Here is a 26,214-nt window from a genome sequence, read left to right as displayed (position 1 = left end):
AGGGCGCCCCCTGCAAGAGATTTTCGAATTTGCGGCCGACCCCCGATCGGCACGCGAGGAGAATACGATGAACCAAGAAATTATGAATCTCTTCAATCCGACGACCCCGGCTCAGGTCTTCGACCAGATCCGGATCTCGATCGCGAGCCCTGAGAAGATTCTGTCCTGGTCCTACGGCGAGATCAAGAAGCCGGAAACGATCAACTACCGGACCTTCAAGCCCGAGCGCGACGGCCTGTTCTGCGCCCGCATCTTCGGGCCAATCAAGGACTATGAGTGCTTGTGCGGCAAGTACAAGCGGATGAAGTACAAGGGCATCATCTGCGAGAAGTGCTCGGTCGAGGTGACCCTGTCGCGCGTCCGGCGCGAGCGCATGGGCCATATCGAGCTCGCCGCCCCCGTCGCGCACATCTGGTTCCTGAAGTCGCTGCCGTCGCGCATCGGCCTGCTGCTCGACATGACGCTGAAGGATCTCGAGCGGATCCTGTATTTCGAATATTACGTCGTCCTCGAGCCGGGTCTCACCGCGCTCAAGGACCGTCAGCTCCTGTCCGAGGACGAGTACCTCAAGGCGCAGGACGAGTATGGCCAGGACAGCTTCACCGCCATGATCGGCGCGGAAGCCATCCGTGAGCTGCTGCGCGGCCTCGAGCTGGAGAAGCTCGAGCAGACGCTGCGTGCCGAAATGCAGGAGACCGACTCCGACATCAAGCACAAGAAGCTCGCCAAGCGCCTGAAGATCGTCGAGGCGTTCCGCCACTCCGGCAACAAGCCGGAATGGATGATCATGACCGTCGTGCCGGTGATCCCGCCGGATCTGCGGCCGCTGGTGCCGCTCGACGGTGGCCGCTTCGCGACCTCCGACCTCAACGACCTCTACCGCCGCGTCATCAACCGCAACAACCGCCTGAAGCGGCTGATGGAGCTGCGCGCGCCCGACATCATCATCCGCAACGAGAAGCGCATGCTTCAGGAAGCGGTGGATGCGCTGTTCGACAACGGCCGCCGCGGCCGCGTCATCACCGGCGCCAACAAGCGTCCGTTGAAGTCGCTCGCCGACATGCTCAAGGGCAAGCAGGGCCGCTTCCGTCAGAACCTGCTCGGCAAGCGCGTCGACTATTCGGGTCGTTCGGTCATCGTGGTCGGTCCGGAACTGCGCCTGCACCAGTGCGGCCTGCCGAAGAAGATGGCGCTCGAGCTGTTCAAGCCGTTCATCTATTCGCGGCTCGACGCCAAGGGTCTGTCGACCACGGTCAAGCAGGCCAAGAAGCTGGTCGAGAAGGAGCGTCCGGAGGTCTGGGACATCCTGGACGAGGTCATCCGCGAGCATCCGGTGCTGCTGAACCGCGCCCCGACCCTGCATCGTCTCGGCATTCAGGCGTTCGAGCCGGTGCTGATCGAGGGCAAAGCGATCCAGCTGCATCCGCTGGTCTGCTCGGCGTTCAACGCCGACTTCGACGGCGACCAGATGGCCGTGCACGTCCCGCTGTCGCTCGAAGCGCAGCTGGAAGCGCGCGTCCTGATGATGTCGACCAACAACATCCTGCATCCGGCCAATGGTCAGCCGATCATCGTGCCGTCGCAGGACATCGTGCTCGGCCTGTATTATCTCTCGATCATGCGCGAGGGCATGAACGGCCAGGGCATGACGTTCGGCAACATGGCCGAGCTCGAGCACGCGCTGCATGCCAAGGCGATCCATCTCCACAGCAAGATCAAGTACCGCTGGGAGGGCATGGACGAGACCGGCAAGATCTCCAAGCGCTGGATCGAGACCACCGCCGGCCGCGTCATGCTCGGCAACGTGCTGCCGCGTCATCCGCGCATTTCGTACGAGATCATCAACAAGCTGATGACCAAGCGCGAAATCTCCGGCGTGATCGACCAGGTCTACCGTCACTGCGGCCAGAAGGAGACGGTGATCTTCTGCGACCGCATCATGGCGCTCGGCTTCTACAACGCCTTCAAGGCGGGCATCTCGTTCGGCAAGGACGACATGGTCGTGCCGGCGGGCAAGTGGAAGATCGTCGACACCACCCGTACGCTGGCGAAGGATTTCGAGCAGCAGTACAATGACGGTCTGATCACCCATGGCGAGAAGTACAACAAGGTCGTCGACGCCTGGTCGAAGGCCTCGGAAGAGATCGCCAAGGAGATGATGAAGGAGATCTCCGTCACCAAGAAGACGGCGACGGGAGCAGATGCCGACATCAACTCGATCTACATGATGTCGCATTCCGGTGCCCGCGGTTCGCCGGCCCAGATGCGTCAGCTCGCCGGCATGCGCGGCCTGATGGCCAAGCCGTCGGGTGAGATCATCGAGACGCCGATCATCTCGAACTTCAAGGAAGGTCTCTCGGTTCTCGAGTACTTCAACTCGACCCACGGCGCCCGCAAGGGCCTCGCGGACACCGCGTTGAAGACCGCGAACTCGGGTTACCTGACCCGTCGTCTGGTCGACGTCGCGCAGGACTGCATCATCACGCAGGACGATTGCGGCACCCATCTCGGCATCAAGATGCGCGCCATCGTCGATGCCGGTACGGTGGTGGCATCGCTCGGATCGCGCATCCTGGGCCGCGTGCCCTGCGACGACGTGCGCGATCCCGCGACCAATGCGGTGCTGGTCAAGGCCGGCACGCTGATGGAGGAGAGCCACATCGACGCCATCCAGCAGGCTGGCGTGCAGGAGGTGAAGATCCGCTCGGCGCTGACCTGCGAGCTGGTCAACGGCATCTGCAAGATGTGCTACGGCCGCGACCTCGCGCGCGGTACGCCGGTCAACCATGGTGAGGCTGTCGGCGTCATCGCCGCGCAGTCGATCGGTGAGCCCGGCACCCAGTTGACGATGCGCACCTTCCACATCGGCGGCGCAGCGCAGCTGAACGAGCAGTCCTTCGTCGAGTCGAACTTCGAAGGCAGGGTGGTCATCAAGAACAAGGCGATCGCCCGCAACAGCGAGGGTCACCTGATCGCGATGGTCCGCAACATGGTCGTGACCATCGTCGACCCCGACGGTTCGGAACGTGCGACGCACCGCATCCAGTACGGTGCGCGCATGCATGTCGACGACGGCGACATGATCAAGCGCGGCCAGCGTATCGCCGAGTGGGATCCGTATACCCGTCCGATCCTCACCGAGGCGGAGGGAACGATCGGGTTCGAGGATCTGACCGAAGGTCTGTCGATCTCCGAAACGCTCGACGAGTCCACGGGTATCGCCAAGCGCGTGGTCATCGACTGGCGTGGAACGCGCGGTGGCGCGGATCTGCGTCCGGCGATCGTGATCAAGGGCAAGGATGGCAAGGTGCTCAAGCTCGCCCGCGGTGGCGATGCCCGCTACATGCTGTCGGTCGACGCGATTCTGTCGGTCGACGTCGGAACGACGGTGAAGCCGGGTGACATCCTGGCGCGTATCTCCACCGAGAGCGCCAAGACGCGCGACATCACCGGCGGTCTGCCGCGGGTGGCGGAGCTGTTCGAAGCGCGCAAGCCGAAGGATGCCGCGATCATCGCTGAGATCGCCGGCACCATCCGGTTCGGGCGGGATTACAAGAACAAGCGTCGCATCTCGATCGAGCCGGTCGACAAGACCGAGGAGCCGCGTGAGTACCTGATCCCGAAGGGCAAGCACATCCATCTGCAGGATGGCGACATCGTCGAGAAGGGGGACTTCATCGTCGAAGGCAACCCGGCGCCGCACGACATCCTGGCGATCAAGGGCATCGAGGAACTCGCGGCCTATCTGGTCAACGAGATCCAGGAGGTCTACCGGCTGCAGGGCGTGCTCATCAACGACAAGCACATCGAGGTGATTGTCCGTCAGATGCTGCAGAAGATCGAGGTCACCGATCAGGGCGACACCGACATGATCGCCGGCGAGCAGGTCGACAAGATCGAGTTCGACGCGCTGAACGCGAAGGCCGTGGAGGAGGGCAAGAAGCCCGCCACCGGCAATCCGGTTCTGCTCGGCATCACCAAGGCGAGCCTGCAGACCCGGTCGTTCTTCTCGGCGGCCTCGTTCCAGGAGACCACCCGCGTCCTCACCGAGGCGGCGGTCAATGGCAAGATCGACCCGCTTGAGGGTCTCAAGGAGAACGTCATCGTCGGCCGCCTGATTCCGGCCGGCACCGGCGCCTCCATGGCCCGCATCCGCGAGGTTGCGCTGAAGCGCGACAAGCTGATTCTCGACGAGCGCGAGAAGCAGGCGGCGATCGTGCCGTCGCAGCCCGAGCCGCAGCCGCTGGCGCTGCCGCCGGCGGAGTAAATCGAGCGGAGCGGCAGCAGCTGAGGTGTCAGGTGCTGCCGTTCGTTCATCGACGATAGAAAAGGCCGGCGGTTGCCGGCCTTTTTTTGACATTATCTTCTCCCGTTGCCGCGCTGCTGCCCGGTTGTTCATCTATCCTTCAGGCACAAAGGCGCTTCTGGGAGCATCAGATCCGCTAGGCTGATGTCCTTGTCCGTCGTGGCGATGCGCCGATTTGCTCAGGCGCAAACTCCGAGCGGCTCGGGCGCGCTATGGCCGATCGAGCCCCAAGGGTGGCGGGACCCGTGATACGGACGACCGGCGATGTCGTTGACAGCCGGAGATGGCGGAACTTCGATGCTTGACCTTGCGATTGTTGGTGGCGGTCCGGGCGGCCTGATGAGCGCCTGGTACTTGAGACGGAAGCTTGGCGATCTCTGCAAGGTCACGATTTTCGAAGCCTCCGACCGGCTCGGCGGCAAGATCGTGACGCGAAAATTCGATACGGCGCCGGCGATGTATGAAGCGGGTGTCGCTGAGATCTACGACTACTCGATGACCGGGCCCGATCCGCTGCGCGAGCTGATCCAGCATTTCGGCCTGCAGACGATTCCGATGGACGCGCTTCAGGTGCAGCTCGACGGCGAGCTGCTCGACGACGTGCCGGGCCTGCGCCGCAAATACGGGCCGAAGACGGCAGCCGCCGTCGAGGCGTTCCGCAAGCGCTGCTCCGAGGTGATGTCGCCGGTCGAGTATTACGAGGGCGTCGGCGCGCACGACAACGAGCACCCCTGGGCCTACAAGACCTGCGAGGAGCTGCTCGACGAGGAGGTCGAGGATCCCACCGCCAAGCGCTTCTTCAAGGTGATGTCGCGCTCCGACATCGCAACCGAGGCCCACAACACCAACGGCCTCAACGCGCTCAAGAACTTCGTGATGGATATCGACGACTATATCGGTCTGTATTCCATCCAGAACGGCAATGAGCAGCTGATCGAGTGCCTGCGCTCGGAGGTCGACGCCGACATCCAGCTCAATCATCGTGTGCTGCGCATCGGCAAGACCGAGCAGGGCCGCTACCGGCTCAACATGATGAACGGCAAGGGCCCGGAGACCCGCGAGTTCGATCTCGTGCTGGTGTGCCTGCCGCATTCCTGGCTGTCGACGGTCGGCTGGGAGGGCGAGAAGCTGCGCCGGTCGATGGTCAAGCACATCGCCTATTTCGACCGTCCCGCGCATTACCTGCGCGTCTCGATCCTGTTCGATTCGCCGTTCTGGGGCGACAAGATCCCGGGCTCCTGGTTCATGTCCGAGGCGTTCGGCGGCTGCTGCATCTACAATGAAGGCTCGCGCCACGACGTCGGCAAGCACGGCGTGCTGAACTGGCTGATCGCCGGCTCCGATGCGCTGGCCTTCGCCAATCTGTCCGATCAGGAGCTGATCGACGCCGCGCTGAAATCGCTGCCGGCGGCGCTCGGCGATGCGCGGGCGCATTTCATGGAAGGCAAGATCCATCGCTGGCTGTCGTCGGTGAACGCGTTGCCGGGCGGCCTGCCGGTGCGCGACGTCATGACGAATCACCGGCCAGAGCCGAAGGAGCATCCCGGCATCGTCGTGGTCGGCGACTATCTGTTCGATTCGACGCTCAATGGCCTGCTCGATTCGTCGGATGCCGCCACCGACATCATCCTGACCGAGATGATGCGGCTGCGCCGCGCCCGCGCGCAGGCGGAGAAGCCGCTGTCGGACAAGATCGACCGCGACTATTTCGACAATTACCGCGGGCAGGGGCCGTACAGTGAAGCCTGGTCGCAGTTCACCGATCCGGACTATCTGACCAGCCTGATCAAGATCGTCTGGAACAAGGGCAAGGGCAAAGGCTACAAGCTTCTCGTCGCAGGCTCTGCCAGTGGCGAGCTGGTCGGTGCGCTGCGCGACCGCGGCATCGATGCCTGGGGCATCGAGAACAACCGCTATATCCACGGCAAGACGCCGAAGGCGCTGAAGAAGTACAACAAGCTCGGCACGATCACCGACCTGCCGTTCAAGGCAGGTGAGTTCGATTTCGTGTTCGAGACCAGCCTCTGTCATCTCGGCGACAAGCAGGTGGCGCGGGCGATCCGCGAACTGAACCGCGTGGTCAAGACCGGCCTGGTCTTCGGGTCGATCACCTCGGACATGGCGCCGGCGCTGGTCGACCGCTACGACCTGCTGCGCGGCGTCAAGAAGCTCGGCACCTGGTGGGAATGGTCCGAGCTTTTCTTCGGCAATGGCTTCGACCTCGCGATGCACCGCCGCGACTGCACCGACGAGGTGTGGGCCGCGACGCTCGCTGCCAACAAGGGCCCGGGCCAGTGGTACGCGGACGCTGACAGCCTGCGCTACTCCTTCTTCGACAAGGTCGAGGACGACGAGGACTAGGGCTTGTCGTCTGACGTCCCGTCATCCTGGGGTAAGGCTGCGGGCCTTGTCTCCGAACGGCGGCGGTCGCTGGTTGCGTGACAGCCGCTGGCTCGGCCGCGGCTGCGGCACCGTGTCGCGAGAACGCTGGCGGCCGGCGGACACAGGTGTTAAAGCCGGACCGCTTTTATCCGTTACGGTCCTATGGCCGTGCAGGATCGGTTCGTTGAATGGCGCCCAAATCTTCACCGCCGGAAAATCAGAAATCAAGGCCGGCCGCTGATCCGGCCGATACCCCGGACAAACCGGGGGCGACGGCCGCAGCCGTCCCCGTGGTTCCCAAAACCGGAACGGCAAAGACGTTGCCGAGCGACAAGCCGCCGCTCGTCGAGGACGAGGATGACGACGAGGAGGACGGCGATACGGCCGGCCTTGAGCTCGACGATGATGACGACGACGAGGAGCTCGTCGTCTATACCGCGCGAGAGGCCGCCGGTGCGCTCGCCACGATCTATGGCTTCGTCTCGCCGCTGCTCGCCAAATACAAGAAGATGCTGGCCTTCGTGACGATCGGCGTCCTGATCGAGACGCTGTTCAACGTCATCATGCCGCTGAGCCTCAAGTTCCTGATCGACGACGCGCTCGGCGAGGAGGATTTCGAGGCGCTCTATCGCATCCTCGGCGTGCTGGCGGTCGCCGGCATCTTCACCTCGATCGTCGCGGTGCTCTATGAGCGCTGGGATGCGCGCCTGGCAGCTGGCATCATCTCAGACGTCCGCACCCGTCTGTTCGATCACGTGCAGAACCTGCCGGCGGCCTATTTTCAGCGCACCAAGCGCGGCGAGATCCTGTCACGCTTCTCGGTCGACATGTCGGCCTTCGAAGGCGTGGTCAAGACCTTCGCCAACAGCGCCGCGTTGCCGCTGCTCGAGCTCATCGCCGGCATCATCCTGATGCTGTTCCTCAACTGGCAGCTCGCCGCGATCGCGCTGTTGGTGTTCCCGATCACGCTGATCGGCCCACGCATCCTGACGCCCAAGGCGGTGCAGGCCAATTACGAGCAGAAGCTCAACGAAGCCTCGCTGCTCGGCGTGATCCAGGAGAACATCGCTGCCCAGGCGGTGATCAAGGCGTTCAGCCTGCACCGCAAGGTGTTCGGCTGGTTCAGCTTCCGCAACGACGAGGCCCGGCGGAAGATCGCGGACGCAATGTTCCTCTCGACCATGGTCGAGCGCACTGTGACGATCGCGGTGCTGCTGCTGCACCTGGTCGTGCTCGCGATCGGCGCCTATCTCGCCACCAAGGGCCAGATCACGGTCGGCACCTTCGTTACCTTCGAGAGCGCGTTCTGGGAGGTGTCCTACAACATCGCCCACGTCATGCACTTCCTCCCGGTGTCGATCTCCTCGGCGGCCGCGATCCGCCACATGCAGGAGCTGCTGGACGAGCCGACCCGCGGCGCCGACCGGCCGGGCGCGCCGGACCTGCCGCGCATCAGCCACGACATCACCTTCGAGCGCGTCAGCTTCCAGTATGAGGGCAGCGAGACGCCGGTGCTCGACAATCTCAGCCTCAAGCTCGACGTCGGCAAGCGGATCGCCATCGTCGGCCCGTCAGGCTCCGGCAAGAGCACGCTGCTGAACCTGATCCTGCGGCTCTACGTGCCCGATGAGGGCCGCGTCACCATTGATGGCGTCGACATCCGCAAGGTCACGCGCGATTCGCTGCGCGGCAGCATGGCGGTCGTGTTCCAGGACAATATGCTGTTCAACATGTCGCTGCGGGAGAACATCCGCCTCGGCAAGGAAGGCGCTACCGATGCCGAGGTGGAGGAGGCGGCCAAGAAGGCCGAGATCCATCGCTACATCATGAGCCTGCCGCAGAGATACGACACCATCGTCGGCGAGCGCGGCGACACGCTGTCCGGCGGCCAGCGCCAGCGCATCGCCATCGCCCGCGCCATCATCCGCAACCCCTCGGTGCTGCTGCTCGACGAGGCGACCTCGGCGCTCGACCAGACCACGGAGGCCGCGATCAACCGCACGCTGCTGAAGGTCGCCAAGGGCCGCACCATGATCTGGTCGACCCACCGTCTGACCTCGGTGGTCGAGATGGACGAAATCATCGTCATTTCCGGAGGCCGCGCCATCGAGCGCGGCAGCCACGCTGAGCTGCTGGCTAAGAACGGCGTCTATCGCAAGCTGTGGGACGACCAGAGCCACCAGCCGAGCCGGCAGGATCAAGCCGACGACGACAGCGATGACGATGACGACGATGACGAGGAGGATGACGACGAGGAATAGGCGTTCAGCGGTCCGCCGCTCGTCGCCAGCCGGTGCCGCACGCCGCGGCCGAGTGACACTGCGAAGCGAGCCCAGCGCTGCGCCAGCCAATAGGGGCCGGTGCCTGTCGAGATGTCGCGGTACCGCCAGGCCTTCTGCAGCGACCACGCATCGCAGGCCGTCTTGACCGGATCGTCATAGAACGCGGCGATCTTGCCCTCGCCCATGCCGTCGGTCGCGAGCCAGCGCGGGATGTGGACGTTGCAGAGCCGCTCGACGTCGGTGAAGACCTTGTCGGAGCCGGTGCCCGTGACGGGGCAGGTGGTGCAGAAGGCATCCCCGATCAGCACCACGCCCGGCATGCGGACGCCGCTGTTGACCATGAGGTCGGCCGGCCGAACCTTGACCTCGCCGGTGACAGCGTAATCGCCGGTGATCCGCCGCAGGCCAGGCAGGGCGGCGTCCAGCGTCTCAGCCGGGTTACGCCGGATCGCCCGCACCCAGGGATCATCGGCTTCGCGATAGGCGAACAGATTGGCGCGCATCCGCTCGCCGATCGGGAACAACGTGATGTAGGGAACGCGCGCGCTGGCCCGCTCCTGGAAATAGGTCATCGCGGGAAAGGCGAAGGCGGGGCGCCCGACGGGCGCGAGATCGAAGCCGACCGAGATCGAATGGGATGGGCTGGTGATCTTGCGGGTGATTCCCAGCATATGTCGCAGCCCGACATTCAGCCCGTTGGCGAGCACGACCAGTCGCGCCGACACCGTCTGCCCGTCGGAGAGGGTGACCTCCTGCCGCTCCTCGCTCGCGGTGATTGCGACCGCCTTGGCGACGATTCGCGTCACGGAATCGGGAATCTCCTCCCGCACCGCGGCCACCAGCGCGTCGTACATGATGCCGTATTGCGGGACTGGCGCCCGGTCCAGGACGTAGCCGAATCGGGCGATCCAGTTTTCCGCCGCCAGCGTCGCCTGGCGCAGGGCCTTGTCGGCGACTCCGGTGCGCCGGAATCGCGCGATCTGCTCAGCGCCGGAAATCTTCTCGATTCGGAAGTCGGGCGGGTAGACGGTGTGGGGATCGAGCAGAATCGCGGCGATTCCAGCCCTCCCGAGCATGCCAGCGGCAATCGAGCCGGCCAGGCCGCCGCCAATGATCGCAATGTCGGTGTATCGGGTCATCTGGCGCCTCGTCGGGGCCATCCTTGGCGCTGAAACCCGAAAAAAGCCTTATCTTCATTGTTTCCGATCATTACCGAGGCTGCTTGAGGCGATCTGACCGGCGCGAAGCGGGTCCCTGGATACCTCACGGCCCGCCGAGCTGGGGACCGGCTGAGACGCGGCGAAGCGGCGATGCCCTGTTTGCGCAGCCTGCGGCGTCGTTTTGCTTGACTTGGATATTTACCGCTTATAAAAGGCGCGCACTCAACGACAGGCGGTGAGCTTCGCCAGCGTCGGTACGGATCACCCGGACCGCCCTCAACAGGGCAGAACGGGCACCAACCTCGACGAATGCCGCTCAAACGCTGTCGATCATAGCTAGGCAATGCCAGAACGATTTTAGATCTCTCGAGCCCGTTCTCTTGAGACCAATTTCGGATGCATGACCTCGGTAGGCCGCCGTCAGCGCAAGCTTGATGGTGGTGATCGCGGTCCTCTGTGGTGTCGAGCGCTTTCCGTTCAGCGATGAACGGTTGGCGCGCTTTCGTTTTGCGCGGATTTTCGTCGCGCTGGGCGGACCGGTGAGGCGGGGAACCTCGAACAGAATTTGCGGAAATCCATCGCGGTTTCCGTGCGAACGTTGAGAAGGGTGAAGGCCAAGATGCCGACGATCAACCAGCTGATCGCAAATCCGCGCGAAGTGCAGAAGTCGCGCAAGAAGGTGCCGGCGCTGCAGCAGTCGCCGCAGAAGCGTGGTGTTTGTACGCGCGTCTACACCACGACTCCGAAGAAGCCGAACTCGGCGCTTCGTAAGGTCGCCAAGGTGCGCCTGACCAACGGCTTTGAGGTGATCGGCTACATCCCGGGTGAGGGCCATAACCTGCAGGAGCACTCGGTGGTTATGATCCGCGGCGGCCGCGTCAAGGACTTGCCGGGCGTGCGCTATCACATCCTGCGCGGTGTGCTGGATACGCAGGGCGTCAAGAATCGTAAGCAGCGCCGCTCGAAGTACGGCGCCAAGCGTCCGAAGTGATCTGAGCGGAGCGAAGATCGTTCCCGGGTCGGGCCCGGGGATATCAAACGAAGGATTTAATCGGAGGTGGTCGGGGTGATCCTCGCCATCACGAGCAAGAAGAGACAACCCAGATGTCGCGTCGTCATTCTGCCGAAAAGCGTGAAGTTCTGCCGGATCCGAAGTTCGGGAACATCATCGTCACCAAGTTCATGAACTCCGTGATGTATGCCGGCAAGAAGTCGGTCGCCGAGAGCATCGTCTATGGCGCCTTCGGCATCATCGAGAGCAAGACCAAGCAGAACCCGCTGACGGTGTTCGAGCAGGCGCTCGACAACGTCATGCCGACCATCGAGGTCCGCTCCCGCCGCGTCGGCGGCGCGACCTACCAGGTGCCGGTCGAGGTTCGCTCGACCCGCCGGCAGGCGCTGGGCATTCGCTGGCTGATCTCGGCGGCGCGCGACCGCAACGAAAAGACGATGACCGAGCGGCTTTCGGCGGAGCTGCTCGACGCCTCGAACAACCGGGGGAACGCCGTGAAGAAGCGCGAAGACGTGCACCGGATGGCTGAAGCCAACCGCGCCTTCTCGCACTACCGCTGGTAACAGCGGCCCGAACGGAAATCAGGGAACAGATCCATGCCCCGCCAACACGCCATCGAAGACTATCGTAACTTCGGCATCATGGCGCATATCGACGCCGGTAAGACCACGACGACCGAGCGCATCCTGTATTACACCGGCAAGAGCCACAAGATCGGCGAAGTGCACGAAGGTGCCGCGACGATGGACTGGATGGAGCAGGAGCAGGAGCGTGGCATCACGATCACCTCCGCTGCCACCACCGCGTTCTGGAACGGCAAGCGCCTGAACATCATCGACACTCCCGGCCACGTCGACTTCACGATCGAAGTCGAGCGGTCGCTGCGCGTGCTCGACGGCGCCGTGTGCGTGCTCGACTCCAACCAGGGCGTCGAGCCGCAGACCGAGACGGTCTGGCGTCAGGGTGACAAGTACAAGGTGCCGCGCATCGTCTTCGCCAACAAGATGGACAAGACCGGTGCCGACTTCTTCAAGTGCTTGGCCGACATCGTCGACCGCCTGGGCGCGAAGCCGGTTGCCATCCAGCTGCCGATCGGCGCGGAGAACAACTTCAAGGGCTGTATCGACCTCGTCACGATGAAGGCGATCGTCTGGAACGACGAGTCGCTCGGCGCGAAGTTCGACCATGTCGAGATTCCGGCTGAGCTCGCCGACCAGGCCAAGGAATATCGCGAGAAGCTGGTGGAAGCCGCCGTCGAGCTCGACGACGACGCCATGTCGGCCTATCTCGAAGGCACCGAACCGGACGAGGCGACGCTGAAGCGGCTTATCCGCAAGGCCGTGCTGTCCGGCGCGTTCTATCCGGTGCTGTGCGGCTCCGCCTTCAAGAACAAGGGCGTGCAGCCCTTGCTCGACGCCGTCGTCGATTATCTGCCGTCGCCGCTCGACGTGCCCGCGATCAAGGGCACCGACGACAAGGGCAACGAGGTCGTGCGCAAGGCGGACGACAAGGAGCCGCTGTCGCTGCTCGCGTTCAAGATCATGGACGATCCGTTCGTCGGCACCATCACCTTCTGCCGCATCTATTCGGGCATCCTGACCTCGGGCACCGGCGTCGTGAACTCGACCCGCGAGAAGAAGGAGCGCATCGGCCGCATGCTGCTGATGCATGCGAACAACCGCGAGGACATCAAGGAAGCCTATGCGGGCGACATCGTCGCTCTCGCCGGCCTCAAGGAAGCCCGCACCGGTGACACGCTGTGCGATCCGAACAACCAGGTGATCCTGGAAAAGATGGAATTCCCCGAGCCGGTCATCGAGATCGCGATCGAGCCGAAGTCGAAGGCCGACCAGGAGAAGCTGGGCATCGCGCTGGCGAAGCTCGCCGCCGAGGATCCGTCCTTCCGCGTGTCGACCGATCACGAGTCGGGCCAGACCATCCTCAAGGGCATGGGCGAGCTCCATCTCGACATCAAGGTCGACATCCTGAAGCGCACCTACAAGGTCGATGCGAATATCGGCGCGCCGCAGGTGGCGTTCCGTGAGCGCATCACCAAGCCGGCCAATGTGGACTACACCCACAAGAAGCAGACCGGCGGTACCGGCCAGTTCGCGGCCGTGAGCCTCGTGGTCGAGCCGAACGAGCCGGGTGGTGGCTACGTGTTCGAGTCCAAGATCGTCGGCGGTGCGGTTCCGAAGGAATACATCCCCGGCGTCGAGAAGGGCATCGAGAGCGTGCTCGGCGCTGGCGTGGTCGCCGGCTTCCCGGTGGTCGACGTCAAGGTCGCGCTGGTCGACGGCAAGTATCACGACGTCGACTCGTCGGCATTGGCCTTCGAAATCGCTTCCCGCGCGGCCTTCCGCGAGGCGCTGCAGAAGGGCAAGTCGGTTCTGCTCGAGCCGATCATGAAGGTCGAAGTGGTCACGCCGGAAGACTACACCGGCTCGGTCATCGGCGACCTGAACTCGCGTCGTGGCCAGATCCAGGGCCAGGACATGCGCGGCAATGCCAACGTCATCAACGCGATGGTGCCGCTCATGAACATGTTCGGTTACGTGAATAACCTGCGCTCGATGAGCCAGGGCCGCGCAACCTTCACGATGCAGTTCTCGCACTACGCTGAAGCGCCGGCCAACGTGTCGGCCGAAGTCCAGAAGAAGTTTGCCTGATTGTCGTTAGCTCAGCTTAGCGACTGAACGGAGAGTCAAATGGCCAAAGCTAAATTTGAACGTAACAAGCCCCACTGCAACATCGGCACCATCGGTCACGTCGACCATGGCAAGACGTCGCTGACGGCTGCCATCACCAAGATCCTGGCCGAGACCGGCGGTGCGACGTTCACTGCCTACGATCAGATCGACAAGGCGCCGGAAGAGAAGGCTCGCGGCATCACCATCTCGACCGCCCACGTCGAGTACGAGACGCAGAACCGCCACTATGCGCACGTCGACTGCCCCGGCCACGCCGACTACGTGAAGAACATGATCACCGGCGCCGCCCAGATGGACGGTGCGATCCTGGTCGTGTCGGCCGCTGACGGCCCGATGCCGCAGACCCGCGAGCACATCCTGCTCGCCCGCCAGGTCGGCGTTCCGGCGCTGGTCGTGTTCCTCAACAAGTGCGACATGGTCGACGATCCGGAGCTGCTCGAGCTCGTCGAGCTCGAGGTCCGCGAGCTGCTCTCGAAGTACGAATTCCCGGGCGACAAGATCCCGATCATCAAGGGCTCGGCGCTGGCCGCTCTTGAAGATTCCGACAAGAAGCTCGGCCACGACGCCATCCTCGAGCTGATGCGCAATGTCGACGAGTACATTCCGCAGCCGGAGCGTCCGATCGACCAGCCCTTCCTGATGCCGGTCGAAGACGTGTTCTCGATCTCGGGCCGCGGCACCGTGGTGACCGGCCGTGTCGAGCGCGGCGTCATCAAGGTCGGTGAGGAAATCGAGATCGTCGGTATCCGTCCGACCCAGAAGACCACCGTCACCGGCGTCGAAATGTTCCGCAAGCTGCTCGATCAGGGCCAGGCTGGCGACAACATCGGTGCGCTGCTCCGCGGCACCAAGCGCGAGGACGTCGAGCGCGGTCAGGTGCTGTGCAAGCCGGGTTCGGTCAAGCCGCACACCAAGTTCAAGGCTGAGGCTTACATCCTCACCAAGGAAGAGGGCGGCCGTCACACGCCGTTCTTCACCAACTACCGTCCGCAGTTCTACTTCCGCACGACCGACGTGACCGGCGTCGTTCACCTGCCGGAAGGCACCGAGATGGTGATGCCGGGCGACAACATCGCGATGGAAGTGCACTTGATCGTGCCGATCGCGATGGAAGAGAAGCTGCGCTTCGCCATCCGTGAAGGCGGCCGCACCGTCGGCGCCGGCGTCGTCGCCTCGATCATCGAGTAACAAAGCGAATAGGGAATGGCGGGTGGCGAATGGAGATATCCATTCGCCGTTCGCTACTCGCCACTCACTACTCAAAGAAAGATACGGCAATGAACGGCCAGAATATCCGCATCCGTCTCAAGGCGTTCGACCATCGAATCCTCGATACGTCGACGCGCGAGATCGTCAACACGGCGAAACGGACGGGCGCGCAGGTTCGCGGACCCATTCCGCTGCCGACCCGCATCGAGAAGTTCACCGTGAACCGTTCGCCGCACGTCGACAAGAAGAGCCGCGAGCAGTTCGAGATGCGCACCCACAAGCGCCTGCTCGACATCGTCGATCCGACCCCGCAGACCGTCGATGCTCTCATGAAGCTCGATCTGGCGGCCGGCGTCGACGTCGAGATCAAGCTCTAAGTTTTTGGATTCACGTCCGCCTCATCGCGGACATAGAGAAGAACAGGAAGCACGCCGATGCGCTCCGGAGTGATCGCACAAAAGGTCGGGATGACGCGGGTCTTCACGGAGACCGGCGAACATATCCCCGTGACCGTGCTGAAGCTCGGCAATTGCCAGGTGGTCGGTCACCGCACCACCGAGAAGAACGGCTATGTCGCGCTGCAGCTCGGCAGCGGCAGCCGCAAGACGGTCTACATGCCGAAGGCCGAGCGCGGCCAGTTCGCGGTCGCCAAGGTCGAGCCGAAGCGCAAGGTCGCCGAGTTCCGCGTCAGCGAGGATTCGCTGATCCCGGTCGGCGCCGAGATCCTCGCTGACCATTTCGTCGTCGGCCAGTTCGTCGACGTCACCGGCACCACGGTCGGTAAGGGCTTCGCCGGCGGTATGAAGCGCTGGAACTTCGGCGGTCTGCGCGCCACGCACGGTGTGTCGATCTCGCACCGTTCGATCGGTTCGACCGGTGGCCGTCAGGACCCCGGCAAGACCTGGAAGAACAAGAAGATGCCCGGTCATATGGGCGTCGATCGCGTCACCACGCTGAACCTGCGGGTGGTGCAGACGGATGTCGAGCGTGGCCTGATCCTGGTCGAAGGCGCGGTGCCCGGCTCCAAGGGTGGCTGGATCTCGGTGCGCGACGCCGTGAAGAAGCCGCTGCCGAAGGAAGCGCCGAAGCCCGGCAAGTTCAAGGTCGCGGGTGAGCAGGCTGCCGAAGCGCCGGCCGTGCAGGAGGGCGCATAAATGGAACTGAAAGTCACCACGCTTGAGGGCAAGGACGCTGGCTCTGTCCAGCTGTCCGACGCCATCTTCGGTCTTGAGCCGCGCGTCGACATCATCCAGCGCTGTGTTCAGTGGCAGCTGAACAAGCGTCAGGCCGGCACGCACAAGGCCAAGGGCCGCGCCGAGATCTGGCGCACCGGCAAGAAGATGTACAAGCAGAAGGGCACCGGCGGCGCCCGTCACGGCTCGGCGCGCGTGCCGCAGTTCCGCGGCGGTGGTCGTGCCTTCGGTCCGGTCGTGCGCTCGCATGCGACCGACCTGCCGAAGAAGGTGCGCGCGCTGGCGCTGAAGCATGCGCTGTCGGCCAAGGCCAAGGACGGTGATCTGGTCGTGCTGGAGAACGCCACCCTCGAGGCGGCGAAGACCAAGGCGCTGATCGGCCACTTCTCGGGTCTCGGCCTGACCAACGCGCTGATCATCGACGGCGCCGAGCTGCACAACGGCTTCGCCGCTGCGGCCCGGAACATCCCGAACCTTGACGTGCTGCCGATCCAGGGCATCAACGTCTATGACATTCTCCGCCGCCAGAAGCTCGTTCTGACCAAGGCGGCGATCGATGCGCTGGAGGCGCGCTTCAAATGAAGACCATCGATCCGCGCCACTACGACATCATCCTCGCGCCGGTCGTGACCGAGAAGGCGACGTTCGCCTCCGAGCACAACAAGGTTCTGTTCAAGGTGGCCGCCAAGGCGACCAAGCCGCAGATCAAAGAGGCGATCGAGAAGCTGTTCGACGTCAAGGTCAAGAGCGTGAACACGCTCGTCCGCAAGGGCAAGACCAAGGTGTTCCGCGGCCATTTCGGTTCGCAATCGGACAGCAAGCGGGCGATCGTGACCCTCGAAGAGGGCCACCGGATCGACGTCACCACCGGACTGTAAGGCTCAGCTGCCATGGCATTGAAGACATTCAACCCCACGACGCCGGGCCAGCGCCAGCTGGTCATGGTCGATCGTTCGGCCCTGTACAAGGGCAAGCCGGTCAAGGCGCTGACCGAAGGCAAGCTGTCGAGCGGCGGTCGCAACAACACCGGCCGCATCACGGTTCGCTTCCTCGGCGGCGGTCACAAGCAGTCGTACCGCATGGTCGACTTCAAGCGCGACAAGGTCGACGTTCCCGCGACCGTCGAGCGCCTGGAGTATGATCCGAATCGCACCGCCTTCATCGCCCTGGTCAAGTATCAGGACGGCGAGCTCGCCTACATCCTGGCGCCGCAGCGCCTGGCCGTCGGCGACACCATCGTCGCCGGCAACTATGTCGACGTGAAGCCGGGCAATGTCATGCCGCTCGGCAACATGCCGGTCGGCACGATCGTGCACAATATCGAGGTCAAGATCGGGAAGGGCGGTCAGCTGGCGCGTTCGGCCGGCACTTACGCCCAGATCGTCGGTCGCGACCAGGACTACGTGATCGTCCGCCTGAACTCGGGCGAGCAGCGCCTGGTGCATGGCCGTTGCCGCGGCACCATCGGTGCGGTGTCGAACCCCGACCACATGAACACCTCGATCGGCAAGGCCGGCCGCAAGCGTTGGATGGGCCGTCGCCCGCACAACCGCGGTGTCGCGATGAACCCGATCGACCATCCGCACGGCGGCGGCGAAGGCCGTACCTCGGGCGGTCGTCACCCGGTCACTCCGTGGGGCAAGCCCACCAAGGGCAAGAAGACCCGCACCAACAAGTCGACCGACAAATTCATTCTCTTGAGCCGCCACAAGCGGAAGAAGTAAGGAACGACGGACATGGTTCGTTCAGTCTGGAAAGGCCCGTTCGTCGAGGCGTCGCTGCTCAAGAAGGCAGATGCGGCGCGCGCGTCCGGCCGTCACGACGTCATCAAGATCTGGAGCCGCCGCTCGACCATCCTGCCGCAGTTCGTCGGCCTGACGTTCGGCGTCTACAACGGCCAGAAGCACGTGCCGGTCGCGGTCAACGAGGAAATGGTTGGCCACAAGTTCGGCGAGTTCTCGCCGACCCGCACCTTCCACGGCCATTCGGGCGATAAGAAAGCCAAGAAGGCTTGAGGATTAAGCGATGAGCAAACCAAAGCGCGAACGGAGCCTCCCCGACAACGAGGCCAAGGCTGTGGCCCGGATGCTTCGGGTGAGCCCGCAGAAGCTGAACCTGGTGGCGCAGATGATCCGCGGCCGCAAGGCGTCGGCAGCCCTCGCCGACCTGCAGTTCTCGCGCAAGCGGATTGCGGTCGACGTGAAGAAGTGCCTGGAATCGGCGATCGCCAATGCCGAGAACAACCACGAGCTCGAGGTCGACGATCTCGTCGTCTCGCAGGCTTTCGTCGGCAAGGGAATCGTGATGAAGCGTTTCTCGCCGCGCGGTCGTGGCCGTTCGGGCCGGGTTTTCAAACCGTTTTCGCAGCTGACGATCATTGTTCGTCAGGTCGAGGCGAGCGCTTAAAGAGCGCTAGGAGAATACGATGGGTCAAAAGATCAATCCGATCGGTCTGCGTCTCGGCATCAACCGGACCTGGGATTCGCGCTGGTTCGCCGGCAAGGCCGAATACGGCAAGCTGCTGCATGAAGACGTCAAGATCCGCGAGATCCTGCACAAGGAGCTCAAGCAGGCGGCCGTCGCCCGCATCGTGATCGAGCGTCCGCACAAGAAGTGCCGCGTGACGATCCACTCGGCGCGTCCGGGCGTCGTGATCGGCAAGAAGGGCGCCGACATCGACAAGCTGCGCAAGCGGGTCGCTGACATCACCTCGTCGGACGTCGTCATCAACATCGTCGAGATCCGCAAGCCGGAGCTCGATGCCACGCTGGTCGCCGAATCGATCGCCCAGCAGCTCGAGCGCCGCGTCGCGTTCCGCCGCGCCATGAAGCGCGCTGTGCAGTCGGCGATGCGTCTGGGCGCCGAGGGCATCCGCATCAACTGCTCGGGTCGTCTGGGCGGCGCGGAAATCGCCCGCATGGAATGGTACCGCGAAGGCCGGGTGCCGCTGCACACGCTGCGCGCCGACATCGACTACGGTGTGGCCACTGCGTTCACCACCTTCGGCACTTGCGGCGTGAAGGTCTGGATCTTCAAGGGCGAGATCCTCGAGCACGATCCGATGGCACAGGACAAGCGGATGAACGAAGGCGGCGGCGAGAGCTCGCAGCCGCGCTCGCGCCGCGACGCGGCCTGATCGATCAGCCGCGACAAGACAGGTTTGAGGGCTCAAAGCCATGATGCAACCAAAGAAGACCAAGTTCCGAAAGGCGCATAAGGGCCGTATCCACGGCGTTGCGTCCTCGGGCGCGACGCTGGCCTTCGGCCAGTTCGGGCTGAAGGCGATGGAGCCGGATCGCGTCACCGCACGCCAGATCGAGGCTGCCCGTCGTGCCCTGACCCGTCACATGAAGCGCGCCGGCCGCGTCTGGATCCGCGTGTTCCCAGACCTTCCGGTGTCGAAGAAGCCGGCCGAAGTCCGCATGGGCTCCGGCAAGGGCTCGCCGGAATTGTGGGTGGCCCGCGTCAAGCCGGGCCGGGTGATGTTCGAGATCGACGGCGTGAGCAACCAGATCGCGCGCGAGGCGCTGCTGCTGGCGGCCGCCAAGCTGCCGATCAAGACGCGGTTCGTCGAACGCATTGCGGAGTAATGGTCATGGCCGAGATGAAGATTGCCGACATTCGCGCGATGAGCCCGGACCAGATGGACGATGCGATCGTCAATCTGAAGAAGGAGCGCTTCAACCTGCGCTTCCAGCGCGCAACCGGGCAGCTGGAGAACACCGCTCGCCTGCGTGAGGCGCGCCGCGACATCGCCCGTATCAAGACCATCGCCGCGCAGCAGCGCGCCAAGACGAAGTAAGAGGCTCGACATGCCGAAACGGACCCTCCAGGGCGTTGTCGTCAGCGACAAGCAGGCCAAGACCGTGGTCGTGCGCGTCGACCGGCGCTTCACCCACCCGATCTACAAGAAGACCATCCGCCGCTCGAAGAACTACCACGCCCACGACGAGAGCAACGAGTTCAAGCCGGGCGACATGGTGTGGATCGAGGAGAGCAAGCCGATCTCGAAGCTGAAGCGCTGGACCGTGGTCCGGGGCGAGCACAAGAAAACCGCCTGAGGCGCGGAACGCGGCCCTCCCAAGGGGCCGGTTTCGCTTTCGGGACCAAACAAGGCGCAGCTTTCCTGCGCAGCAGATGAAGAGGACGAGGTGCATCAATGATTCAGATGCAGACCAACCTCGACGTGGCCGATAATTCCGGCGCACGCCGTGTCATGTGTATCAAGGTGCTGGGCGGCTCGAAGCGCCGCTATGCCACCGTTGGCGACATCATCGTGGTGTCGATCAAGGAAGCCATTCCGCGTGGCAAGGTGAAGAAGGGCGACGTCATGAAGGCCGTCGTGGTGCGCGTCCGCAAGGACATCCGCCGCGCCGACGGCTCGGTGATCCGCTTCGACCGCAACGCGGCCGTTCTGATCAACAACCAGTCGGAGCCGGTCGGCACCCGTATCTTCGGGCCGGTGCCGCGCGAGCTGCGCGCCAAGAACCACATGAAGATCATTTCGCTGGCCCCGGAGGTGCTGTGATGGCTGCCAAGATCCGCAAGGGCGACAAGGTGATCGTCCTGACCGGTCGCGACAAGGGTCGCACCGGCGAGGTGTTCGAAGTGCGTCCCGATGCCGGGACCGCGCTGGTGCGCGGCATCAACCTGGTCAAGCGTCACCAGAAGCAGACGCAGAACCAGGAGGGCGGCATCATCACCAAGGAAGCGCCGATCCACCTGTCCAACGTCGCTTATGTCGGCAAGGACGGCAAGCCGACGCGCATCGGATTCAAAGTTCAGGCGGACGGCAAGAAGGTCCGCGTTGCCAAGAGCTCGGGAGTTGAGATCGATGGCTGAGACCGCTTACACCCCGCGCCTCCGCACGGAATATGATCGCAAGATCAAGAGCGCGCTGACCGAGAAGTTCGGCTATGCCAACGTCATGCAGGTGCCGCGGCTCGACAAGGTCGTGCTGAACATGGGCATCGGCGAGGCCGTCAACGACCGCAAGAAGGCGGAGACGGCGGCGGCCGATCTGTCGCTGATTGCCGGCCAGAAGGCGGTCGTGACCTATTCGCGCGTCGCCATCGCGACCTTCAAGCTGCGTGAGAACCAGCCGATCGGCTGCAAGGTCACGCTGCGCAAGGCCAAGATGTACGAGTTCATCGACCGCCTGATCAACGTCGCGCTGCCGCGCGTCCGCGACTTCCGCGGCCTGAACCCGAAGAGCTTCGACGGCCGCGGCAACTACTCGCTCGGCATCAAGGAGCACATCATTTTCCCCGAGATCGACTTCGACAAGGCCGGGGAGAGCTGGGGCATGGACATCACGGTGTGCACCACCGCGGCGACCGATGACGAGGCCCGTGCCCTTCTGACCGCATTCAATTTCCCGTTCCGGCAGTGAGCAGCTGACCAGCTTCTCAAACGCGGATACCCAGGAGCCAAGCATGGCAAAGAAGAGTTCAGTCGAGAAGAACAACCGGCGCAAGCGGATGGCGAAGAACGCCGCCCCGAAGCGCGCCCGGTTGAAGGCGATCATCGCCGACAAGACCAAGCCGATGGAGGAGCGCTTTGCCGCGACCCTGAAGTTGGCCGAAATGCCGCGCAACTCGTCGGCGACCCGCATCCGCAACCGGTGCGAGCTGACGGGCCGTCCGCGGTCGAACTACCGCAAGAACAAGCTGAGCCGCATCGCGCTGCGCGAGCTCGGATCCAAGGGCCTGGTTCCGGGCCTCGTGAAGTCGAGCTGGTAAGGAGGGTCGAACATGTCAACGCACGATCCCATCAGCGATCTGATCACCCGCATCCGCAACGCGCAGATGCGCTCGAAGTCGAAGGTCACGACCCCCGGCTCGAAGATGCGCGCCAGCGTGCTCGAGGTGCTGAAGTCGGAAGGCTACATCCGTGGCTATGCCACGCTGGAGCATCCGTCCGGCCGCAGCGAGATCGAGATCGAGCTGAAATATTTCGACGGCGAGCCCGTGATCCGCGAGATCGAGCGCGTCTCCAAGCCCGGCCGGCGCGTCTACACCTCGGTGAAGAACCTGCCGCGCGTGAACAACGGGCTCGGAATTTCTGTTTTGTCGACGCCGAAGGGAATCATGGCCGACCATAGCGCGCGTGACGCGAATGTCGGCGGTGAAGTTCTCTTCACGGTGTTCTAAGAAGGATTGAGCCATGTCACGTATTGGCAAGAAGCCTGTGACGGTGCCGTCCGGTGTGACCGCAACCGTCGACGGCCAGACCGTCAAGATGAAGGGGCCGAAGGGGCAGCTTCAGTTTATCGTCCATGACGACGTGGACGTGAAGTTCGAGAACGGCCAGGTCAGGGTTGCCCCGCGCAGCGAGACCAAGCGCGCCCGGTCGCTGTACGGCACCGCGCGCGCCCAGATCGCGAATCTGGTTGAAGGCGTCACCAAGGGCTTCGAGAAGAAGCTCGAGATCACCGGCGTCGGCTACCGCGCCGCGATGCAGGGCAAGAACCTGCAGCTCGCGCTCGGCTACAGCCACGACGTCGTCTACCAGATCCCGGAAGGCATCACGATCGCCGTGCCGAAGCCGACCGAGATCACCGTCACGGGCATCGACCCGCAGCGCGTCGGCCAGGTGGCCGCCGAGATCCGCGCCTACCGGCCGCCGGAGCCCTATAAGGGCAAGGGTGTGAAGTACGCGGGTGAATTCATCTTCCGCAAGGAAGGCAAGAAGAAGTAACGGAGCCGGACATGTCGAGAGCCAAGGTTACGAATGCCCGGCGCAAGCAGCGCGTGAGGCTGTCGCTGCGCCGCTCCGCCGGCGGCCGTCCGCGTCTGTCGGTGTTCCGCTCGTCGAAGCACATCTACGCTCAGGTCATCGACGATCAGAAGGGCGAGACGCTCGCCTCTGCATCGTCGATGGAGAAGGAGATGCGCTCGTCCGGCAACACCGGCGCCGATATCGATGCGGCCAAGGCGGTGGGCAAGCTGCTCGCCGAGCGCGCGGTGAAGGCGGGGATCAAGGAAGTCGTGTTCGATCGCGGCGGCTATCTCTATCACGGTCGCGTCAAGGCTCTGGCCGACGCGGCGCGCGAGAGCGGGCTGAGCTTCTAACATCATTGGATTTGGGCGTCAGAGCCCCTCAGAAGATTGGATAGCACCATGGCAGGTGAACGGGAACGAGGCGGTCGCGATCGCAAGGAGCGTGAGGAGCGCGACAGCGAGTTCGTCGACAAGCTCGTCCACATCAACCGAGTCGCGAAGGTCGTGAAGGGCGGTAAGCGCTTCGGCTTTGCGGCGCTCGTCGTGATCGGCGATCAGAAGGGCCGGGTCGGCTTCGGCCACGGCAAGGCGCGCGAGGTTCCGGAGGCGATCCGCAAGGCGACCGACTCCGCCAAGCGTAACCTGACCCGCGTCGCGCTGCGCGAGGGCCGGACCCTGCACCACGACATTTTCGGTCGTCACGGTGCGGGCCGCGTCTATCTGCGTGCAGCGCCAGCCGGTACCGGCATCATCGCCGGCGGCCCGATGCGTGCCGTGTTCGAGACGCTGGGCATCCAGGACGTGGTGGCGAAGTCGATCGGGTCGTCCAACCCGTACAACATGGTGCGCGCGACCTTCAACGCGCTGAAGCACCAGGACAGCCCGCGCTCGGTCGCCGCGCGCCGCAACATCAAGGTGTCGACCCTGCAGGCCCGCCGCGTCGGTGGCGATGCCGAAGCAGCTGCCGACTAACGAACGCGCGCCGCCTCTGGCTGGCGCATCTCGGAGTGAGGACAATGGCTGACGCCAAGACGATCAAGATCGAGCAGATCGGCAGCCCGATCCGCCGGCATCACTCGCAGCGCGAGACGCTGATCGGGTTGAAGCTCAACAAGATCGGCCGCGTGACCGAACTGCCTGATACGCCGGCGGTCCGCGGCATGATCACCAAGGTTCATCATCTCGTCCGCATCGTCGACGAGAAGTAAGGAGAAGGGCGATGAAGCTCAGCGATATCGCCGACAATGCCGGTGCGCGCAAGAAGCGCATGCGCGTCGGCCGTGGCATCGGCTCCGGCAAGGGCAAGACCTCCGGCCGTGGCGGCAAGGGCCAGACCGCACGTTCCGGCGTGCGCATCAAGGGCTTCGAGGGCGGCCAGATGCCGATGCATCGCCGTCTGCCGAAGCGCGGCTTCAACAACATCTTCGCGCTCGATTTCGTCGAGATCAATCTCGACCGGATCCAGCAGGCGATCGATGCCAAGAAGCTGGATGCCGGCAGCGTGATCAACGCCGAGGCGCTGGTGAAGTCGGGCGCGCTGCGTCGCGCCAAGGACGGCGTGCGTCTGCTCGGCCGCGGCGAGATCACCGCGAAGGTCAACATTGAGGTGCATGGCGCTTCGAAGTCGGCGATTGCGGCGGTCGAGAAGGCCGGCGGCACCGTCAAGCTCCTGGCGCCAGCCAAGGACGAAGGCGAAGCGGCGTAACTTCTGCGTCATCGCCCCGCCGCAGGCATCAGCCTGGCGGGGGAGGGCGATGGACAGAATGCGTCGGCGCACCAGATAATATCCGAACGTCTGCCCAAGCCCCGCGAGCCCTCGCGGGGCTGATGTGGTCAAAAAGGGCGGCGGGAGAAAGTCAGATATGGCCTCAGCAGCGGAACAACTGGCGGCAAACCTCAATTTCGGCGCGTTTGCGAAGGCCGATGAGCTCAAGAAGCGCATCTGGTTCACCCTCGGCGCGCTGCTGGTCTACCGCCTCGGTACCTACATCCCGCTGCCCGGCATCGATCCGAACATCTGGGATTCGGTGTTCCGCACCCAGGCCGGCGGCATTCTCGGCATGTTCAACATGTTCGCCGGCGGCGGCATCCACCGCATGGCGATCTTCGCGCTGAACATCATGCCGTACATCTCGGCATCGATCATCATCCAGCTCCTGACCACGGTCTCGCCGCAGCTCGAAGCCCTCAAGAAAGAGGGCGAGGCGGGCCGCAAGATGCTGAACCAGTACACCCGCTATCTCACGGTGATTCTGGCCGCCGTCCAGTCCTACGGCATTGCGGTGGGGCTCGAAGGCGCCGGCAATGTGGTCGCCGATCCCGGCCTGTTCTTCCGCCTGTCCACCGCGATCACGCTGACCGGCGGCACCATGTTCCTGATGTGGCTGGGTGAGCAGATCACCTCGCGCGGCATCGGCAACGGCATCTCGCTGATCATCCTGTCCGGCATCGTGGCGGAGCTGCCCTCGGCGCTCGCCAACATGCTCGAGCTCGGACGTCAGGGCGCGCTGTCGACCGGCTTGATCCTGATCGTCATCGTGATGGCGGTTGCCGTGATCGCCTTCATCGTGTTCATGGAGCGCGCCCAGCGCCGGCTCCTGATCCAGTATCCGAAGCGCCAGGTCGGCAACAAGATGTTCGAGGGGCAGTCCTCGCATCTGCCGCTGAAGCTGAACACCTCGGGCGTGATCCCGCCGATCTTCGCGTCGTCGCTGCTGCTGCTGCCGACCACGGTCGCCAATTTCAACGCCGGCAAGGGCCCGGAATGGTTCCAGTGGATCACCACCCAGCTCGGCCACGGCCGGCCGCTGTTCCTGGTGCTGTATCTGGCGCTGATCCTGTTCTTCGCCTTCTTCTACACTGCCATCGTGTTCAACCCGACCGAGACGGCGGACAATCTGAAGAAGCATGGCGGCTTCATCCCCGGGATCCGGCCGGGTGAGCGCACCGCGGAATATATCGATTACGTGCTGTCCCGGATCACCGTGCTCGGCGCCATCTATCTGGCGATCGTGTGTCTGATCCCGGAAATTCTGATTTCCTACGCTTCCGTCCCGTTCTACTTTGGTGGCACTTCGCTTCTGATCGTGGTCAGCGTTACGATGGATACCGTGGCGCAGGTTCAGGGTTATCTGCTCGCCCATCAGTATGAAGGGTTGATCAGGAAGTCGAAATTGCGGGGGCGCCGCCGCGGCTAGCGGCGGATCGCGGCCCGGGAGCCAAAAGCCAAGAACAAGG

30 protein-coding genes are annotated in these 26,214 nt (G+C 63.8%); 29 read left to right on the top strand and 1 reads right to left on the bottom strand.

Features of this window, described 5'->3' with window-relative positions; genetic code table 11:
• Positions 1-67: 67 nt before the first annotated feature.
• The 3 genes from rpoC (at position 68) to BBTA_RS23745 (ending at position 8,949) form a co-directional block, all read left to right on the top strand.
• A complete protein-coding gene (gene rpoC / locus BBTA_RS23755) occupies positions 68-4,267 on the top strand; it encodes a DNA-directed RNA polymerase subunit beta' (RefSeq protein ID WP_012045051.1) in 4,200 nt (1,399 codons plus the stop codon).
• 336 nt (positions 4,268-4,603) lie between these two features.
• Complete coding sequence (locus tag BBTA_RS23750; RefSeq protein ID WP_012045050.1) at positions 4,604-6,667, top strand: FAD-dependent oxidoreductase; 2,064 nt, start codon at positions 4,604-4,606, stop codon at positions 6,665-6,667.
• 209 nt (positions 6,668-6,876) lie between these two features.
• Positions 6,877-8,949 carry an ABC transporter ATP-binding protein gene (locus tag BBTA_RS23745; RefSeq protein WP_012045049.1) on the top strand — a complete coding sequence of 691 codons (2,073 nt, stop codon included), beginning with the start codon at positions 6,877-6,879 and terminating at the stop codon, positions 8,947-8,949.
• Here the strand turns inward: BBTA_RS23745 and BBTA_RS23740 are convergent.
• The gene (locus tag BBTA_RS23740) at positions 8,886-10,109 is read right to left on the bottom strand and encodes an NAD(P)/FAD-dependent oxidoreductase (RefSeq protein WP_012045048.1); all 1,224 of its coding nucleotides are present in this window, start codon (positions 10,107-10,109) and stop codon (positions 8,886-8,888) included. The genes BBTA_RS23745 and BBTA_RS23740 overlap by 64 nt on opposite strands.
• Before the next feature lie 640 nt (positions 10,110-10,749).
• Here BBTA_RS23740 and rpsL point away from each other — a divergent pair.
• The 26 genes from rpsL (at position 10,750) to secY (ending at position 26,174) form a co-directional block, all read left to right on the top strand.
• The gene (gene rpsL, locus BBTA_RS23735) at positions 10,750-11,121 is read left to right on the top strand and encodes a 30S ribosomal protein S12 (protein ID WP_006611834.1); all 372 of its coding nucleotides are present in this window, start codon (positions 10,750-10,752) and stop codon (positions 11,119-11,121) included.
• Between the two features lie 113 nt (positions 11,122-11,234).
• The gene (gene rpsG, locus BBTA_RS23730; protein WP_012045047.1) at positions 11,235-11,705 is read left to right on the top strand and encodes a 30S ribosomal protein S7; all 471 of its coding nucleotides are present in this window, start codon (positions 11,235-11,237) and stop codon (positions 11,703-11,705) included.
• Positions 11,706-11,738: 33 nt separating this feature from the next.
• Positions 11,739-13,811 carry an elongation factor G gene (gene fusA / locus BBTA_RS23725; protein ID WP_012045046.1) on the top strand — a complete coding sequence of 691 codons (2,073 nt, stop codon included), beginning with the start codon at positions 11,739-11,741 and terminating at the stop codon, positions 13,809-13,811.
• 39 nt (positions 13,812-13,850) lie between these two features.
• Positions 13,851-15,041 carry an elongation factor Tu gene (tuf, locus tag BBTA_RS23720; protein WP_008963462.1) on the top strand — a complete coding sequence of 397 codons (1,191 nt, stop codon included), beginning with the start codon at positions 13,851-13,853 and terminating at the stop codon, positions 15,039-15,041.
• An 89-nt stretch (positions 15,042-15,130) separates the two neighbouring features.
• Positions 15,131-15,439 carry a 30S ribosomal protein S10 gene (rpsJ, locus tag BBTA_RS23715; protein ID WP_002712302.1) on the top strand — a complete coding sequence of 103 codons (309 nt, stop codon included), beginning with the start codon at positions 15,131-15,133 and terminating at the stop codon, positions 15,437-15,439.
• A 57-nt stretch (positions 15,440-15,496) separates the two neighbouring features.
• Entirely contained in the window at positions 15,497-16,216 is a 720-nt protein-coding gene (gene rplC / locus BBTA_RS23710) for a 50S ribosomal protein L3 (RefSeq protein WP_012045045.1), read from the top strand.
• Positions 16,217-16,837, top strand: a complete 621-nt coding sequence (rplD, locus tag BBTA_RS23705; protein WP_012045044.1) for a 50S ribosomal protein L4 — start codon at positions 16,217-16,219, stop codon at positions 16,835-16,837. It begins immediately after the preceding gene.
• Complete coding sequence (locus BBTA_RS23700) at positions 16,834-17,133, top strand: 50S ribosomal protein L23 (RefSeq protein ID WP_012045043.1); 300 nt, start codon at positions 16,834-16,836, stop codon at positions 17,131-17,133. Before rplD ends, BBTA_RS23700 begins: the two co-directional genes overlap by 4 nt.
• Positions 17,134-17,145: 12 nt before the next feature.
• A complete protein-coding gene (gene rplB, locus BBTA_RS23695; protein ID WP_012045042.1) occupies positions 17,146-17,979 on the top strand; it encodes a 50S ribosomal protein L2 in 834 nt (277 codons plus the stop codon).
• 12 nt (positions 17,980-17,991) lie between these two features.
• Positions 17,992-18,270: a 30S ribosomal protein S19 gene (gene rpsS, locus BBTA_RS23690; protein WP_008963465.1), complete on the top strand. Its 279-nt coding sequence runs from the start codon at positions 17,992-17,994 to the stop codon at positions 18,268-18,270.
• Positions 18,271-18,280: 10 nt separating this feature from the next.
• Positions 18,281-18,661 carry a 50S ribosomal protein L22 gene (rplV, locus tag BBTA_RS23685; protein ID WP_006611843.1) on the top strand — a complete coding sequence of 127 codons (381 nt, stop codon included), beginning with the start codon at positions 18,281-18,283 and terminating at the stop codon, positions 18,659-18,661.
• Positions 18,662-18,680: 19 nt separating this feature from the next.
• Positions 18,681-19,391 carry a 30S ribosomal protein S3 gene (rpsC, locus tag BBTA_RS23680; RefSeq protein WP_012045041.1) on the top strand — a complete coding sequence of 237 codons (711 nt, stop codon included), beginning with the start codon at positions 18,681-18,683 and terminating at the stop codon, positions 19,389-19,391.
• Positions 19,392-19,431: 40 nt separating this feature from the next.
• On the top strand, positions 19,432-19,845 hold the full coding sequence (rplP, locus tag BBTA_RS23675; RefSeq protein WP_008963467.1) for a 50S ribosomal protein L16: 414 nt from the start codon (positions 19,432-19,434) through the stop codon (positions 19,843-19,845).
• A 5-nt stretch (positions 19,846-19,850) separates the two neighbouring features.
• The gene (gene rpmC, locus BBTA_RS23670) at positions 19,851-20,057 is read left to right on the top strand and encodes a 50S ribosomal protein L29 (protein WP_006611846.1); all 207 of its coding nucleotides are present in this window, start codon (positions 19,851-19,853) and stop codon (positions 20,055-20,057) included.
• Positions 20,058-20,067: 10 nt separating this feature from the next.
• Positions 20,068-20,316 carry a 30S ribosomal protein S17 gene (gene rpsQ, locus BBTA_RS23665; RefSeq protein ID WP_006611847.1) on the top strand — a complete coding sequence of 83 codons (249 nt, stop codon included), beginning with the start codon at positions 20,068-20,070 and terminating at the stop codon, positions 20,314-20,316.
• A 98-nt stretch (positions 20,317-20,414) separates the two neighbouring features.
• Positions 20,415-20,783, top strand: a complete 369-nt coding sequence (gene rplN / locus BBTA_RS23660; protein ID WP_006611848.1) for a 50S ribosomal protein L14 — start codon at positions 20,415-20,417, stop codon at positions 20,781-20,783.
• Positions 20,783-21,097: a 50S ribosomal protein L24 gene (gene rplX / locus BBTA_RS23655; RefSeq protein ID WP_012045040.1), complete on the top strand. Its 315-nt coding sequence runs from the start codon at positions 20,783-20,785 to the stop codon at positions 21,095-21,097. The genes rplN and rplX overlap by 1 nt, the downstream gene beginning before the upstream one ends.
• Entirely contained in the window at positions 21,090-21,647 is a 558-nt protein-coding gene (gene rplE / locus BBTA_RS23650) for a 50S ribosomal protein L5 (protein ID WP_012045039.1), read from the top strand. Before rplX ends, rplE begins: the two co-directional genes overlap by 8 nt.
• A 43-nt stretch (positions 21,648-21,690) precedes the next feature.
• Positions 21,691-21,996, top strand: a complete 306-nt coding sequence (gene rpsN, locus BBTA_RS23645; protein WP_012045038.1) for a 30S ribosomal protein S14 — start codon at positions 21,691-21,693, stop codon at positions 21,994-21,996.
• A gap of 12 nt (positions 21,997-22,008) precedes the next feature.
• A complete protein-coding gene (rpsH, locus tag BBTA_RS23640) occupies positions 22,009-22,407 on the top strand; it encodes a 30S ribosomal protein S8 (RefSeq protein ID WP_012045037.1) in 399 nt (132 codons plus the stop codon).
• Between the two features lie 13 nt (positions 22,408-22,420).
• Positions 22,421-22,954: a 50S ribosomal protein L6 gene (gene rplF, locus BBTA_RS23635; RefSeq protein ID WP_012045036.1), complete on the top strand. Its 534-nt coding sequence runs from the start codon at positions 22,421-22,423 to the stop codon at positions 22,952-22,954.
• Positions 22,955-22,965: 11 nt separating this feature from the next.
• Positions 22,966-23,328: a 50S ribosomal protein L18 gene (gene rplR, locus BBTA_RS23630; protein WP_012045035.1), complete on the top strand. Its 363-nt coding sequence runs from the start codon at positions 22,966-22,968 to the stop codon at positions 23,326-23,328.
• 48 nt (positions 23,329-23,376) lie between these two features.
• Positions 23,377-23,949, top strand: coding sequence for a 30S ribosomal protein S5 (gene rpsE / locus BBTA_RS23625; protein WP_006611855.1), 573 nt, complete (start codon positions 23,377-23,379; stop codon positions 23,947-23,949).
• 44 nt (positions 23,950-23,993) lie between these two features.
• Positions 23,994-24,185: a 50S ribosomal protein L30 gene (gene rpmD, locus BBTA_RS23620; RefSeq protein ID WP_012045034.1), complete on the top strand. Its 192-nt coding sequence runs from the start codon at positions 23,994-23,996 to the stop codon at positions 24,183-24,185.
• Between the two features lie 11 nt (positions 24,186-24,196).
• A complete protein-coding gene (gene rplO, locus BBTA_RS23615) occupies positions 24,197-24,682 on the top strand; it encodes a 50S ribosomal protein L15 (RefSeq protein WP_012045033.1) in 486 nt (161 codons plus the stop codon).
• Positions 24,683-24,839: 157 nt separating this feature from the next.
• Positions 24,840-26,174, top strand: a complete 1,335-nt coding sequence (gene secY / locus BBTA_RS23610; RefSeq protein WP_012045032.1) for a preprotein translocase subunit SecY — start codon at positions 24,840-24,842, stop codon at positions 26,172-26,174.
• Positions 26,175-26,214 lie beyond the last annotated feature (40 nt).

Origin of the sequence: Bradyrhizobium sp. BTAi1, assembly GCF_000015165.1 — a bacterium.
Lineage (GTDB): Bacteria > Pseudomonadota > Alphaproteobacteria > Rhizobiales > Xanthobacteraceae > Bradyrhizobium > Bradyrhizobium denitrificans.
Note: the sequence above shows the minus strand (reverse complement) of the source record. Positions and strands in the feature narration are given on the sequence as shown.

Bases quoted from the DNA above. Each gene is read 5' to 3' on its own strand.
- rpoC (WP_012045051.1), top strand. From the start codon at position 68: ATGAACCAAGAAATTATGAATCTCTTCAATCCGACGACCCCGGCTCAG.
- BBTA_RS23750 (WP_012045050.1), top strand. From the start codon at position 4,604: ATGCTTGACCTTGCGATTGTTGGTGGCGGTCCGGGCGGCCTGATGAGC.
- BBTA_RS23745 (WP_012045049.1), top strand. From the start codon at position 6,877: ATGGCGCCCAAATCTTCACCGCCGGAAAATCAGAAATCAAGGCCGGCC.
- BBTA_RS23740 (WP_012045048.1), bottom strand. From the start codon at position 10,109: ATGACCCGATACACCGACATTGCGATCATTGGCGGCGGCCTGGCCGGC.
- rpsL (WP_006611834.1), top strand. From the start codon at position 10,750: ATGCCGACGATCAACCAGCTGATCGCAAATCCGCGCGAAGTGCAGAAG.
- rpsG (WP_012045047.1), top strand. From the start codon at position 11,235: ATGTCGCGTCGTCATTCTGCCGAAAAGCGTGAAGTTCTGCCGGATCCG.
- fusA (WP_012045046.1), top strand. From the start codon at position 11,739: ATGCCCCGCCAACACGCCATCGAAGACTATCGTAACTTCGGCATCATG.
- tuf (WP_008963462.1), top strand. From the start codon at position 13,851: ATGGCCAAAGCTAAATTTGAACGTAACAAGCCCCACTGCAACATCGGC.
- rpsJ (WP_002712302.1), top strand. From the start codon at position 15,131: ATGAACGGCCAGAATATCCGCATCCGTCTCAAGGCGTTCGACCATCGA.
- rplC (WP_012045045.1), top strand. From the start codon at position 15,497: ATGCGCTCCGGAGTGATCGCACAAAAGGTCGGGATGACGCGGGTCTTC.
- rplD (WP_012045044.1), top strand. From the start codon at position 16,217: ATGGAACTGAAAGTCACCACGCTTGAGGGCAAGGACGCTGGCTCTGTC.
- BBTA_RS23700 (WP_012045043.1), top strand. From the start codon at position 16,834: ATGAAGACCATCGATCCGCGCCACTACGACATCATCCTCGCGCCGGTC.
- rplB (WP_012045042.1), top strand. From the start codon at position 17,146: ATGGCATTGAAGACATTCAACCCCACGACGCCGGGCCAGCGCCAGCTG.
- rpsS (WP_008963465.1), top strand. From the start codon at position 17,992: ATGGTTCGTTCAGTCTGGAAAGGCCCGTTCGTCGAGGCGTCGCTGCTC.
- rplV (WP_006611843.1), top strand. From the start codon at position 18,281: ATGAGCAAACCAAAGCGCGAACGGAGCCTCCCCGACAACGAGGCCAAG.
- rpsC (WP_012045041.1), top strand. From the start codon at position 18,681: ATGGGTCAAAAGATCAATCCGATCGGTCTGCGTCTCGGCATCAACCGG.
- rplP (WP_008963467.1), top strand. From the start codon at position 19,432: ATGATGCAACCAAAGAAGACCAAGTTCCGAAAGGCGCATAAGGGCCGT.
- rpmC (WP_006611846.1), top strand. From the start codon at position 19,851: ATGGCCGAGATGAAGATTGCCGACATTCGCGCGATGAGCCCGGACCAG.
- rpsQ (WP_006611847.1), top strand. From the start codon at position 20,068: ATGCCGAAACGGACCCTCCAGGGCGTTGTCGTCAGCGACAAGCAGGCC.
- rplN (WP_006611848.1), top strand. From the start codon at position 20,415: ATGATTCAGATGCAGACCAACCTCGACGTGGCCGATAATTCCGGCGCA.
- rplX (WP_012045040.1), top strand. From the start codon at position 20,783: ATGGCTGCCAAGATCCGCAAGGGCGACAAGGTGATCGTCCTGACCGGT.
- rplE (WP_012045039.1), top strand. From the start codon at position 21,090: ATGGCTGAGACCGCTTACACCCCGCGCCTCCGCACGGAATATGATCGC.
- rpsN (WP_012045038.1), top strand. From the start codon at position 21,691: ATGGCAAAGAAGAGTTCAGTCGAGAAGAACAACCGGCGCAAGCGGATG.
- rpsH (WP_012045037.1), top strand. From the start codon at position 22,009: ATGTCAACGCACGATCCCATCAGCGATCTGATCACCCGCATCCGCAAC.
- rplF (WP_012045036.1), top strand. From the start codon at position 22,421: ATGTCACGTATTGGCAAGAAGCCTGTGACGGTGCCGTCCGGTGTGACC.
- rplR (WP_012045035.1), top strand. From the start codon at position 22,966: ATGTCGAGAGCCAAGGTTACGAATGCCCGGCGCAAGCAGCGCGTGAGG.
- rpsE (WP_006611855.1), top strand. From the start codon at position 23,377: ATGGCAGGTGAACGGGAACGAGGCGGTCGCGATCGCAAGGAGCGTGAG.
- rpmD (WP_012045034.1), top strand. From the start codon at position 23,994: ATGGCTGACGCCAAGACGATCAAGATCGAGCAGATCGGCAGCCCGATC.
- rplO (WP_012045033.1), top strand. From the start codon at position 24,197: ATGAAGCTCAGCGATATCGCCGACAATGCCGGTGCGCGCAAGAAGCGC.
- secY (WP_012045032.1), top strand. From the start codon at position 24,840: ATGGCCTCAGCAGCGGAACAACTGGCGGCAAACCTCAATTTCGGCGCG.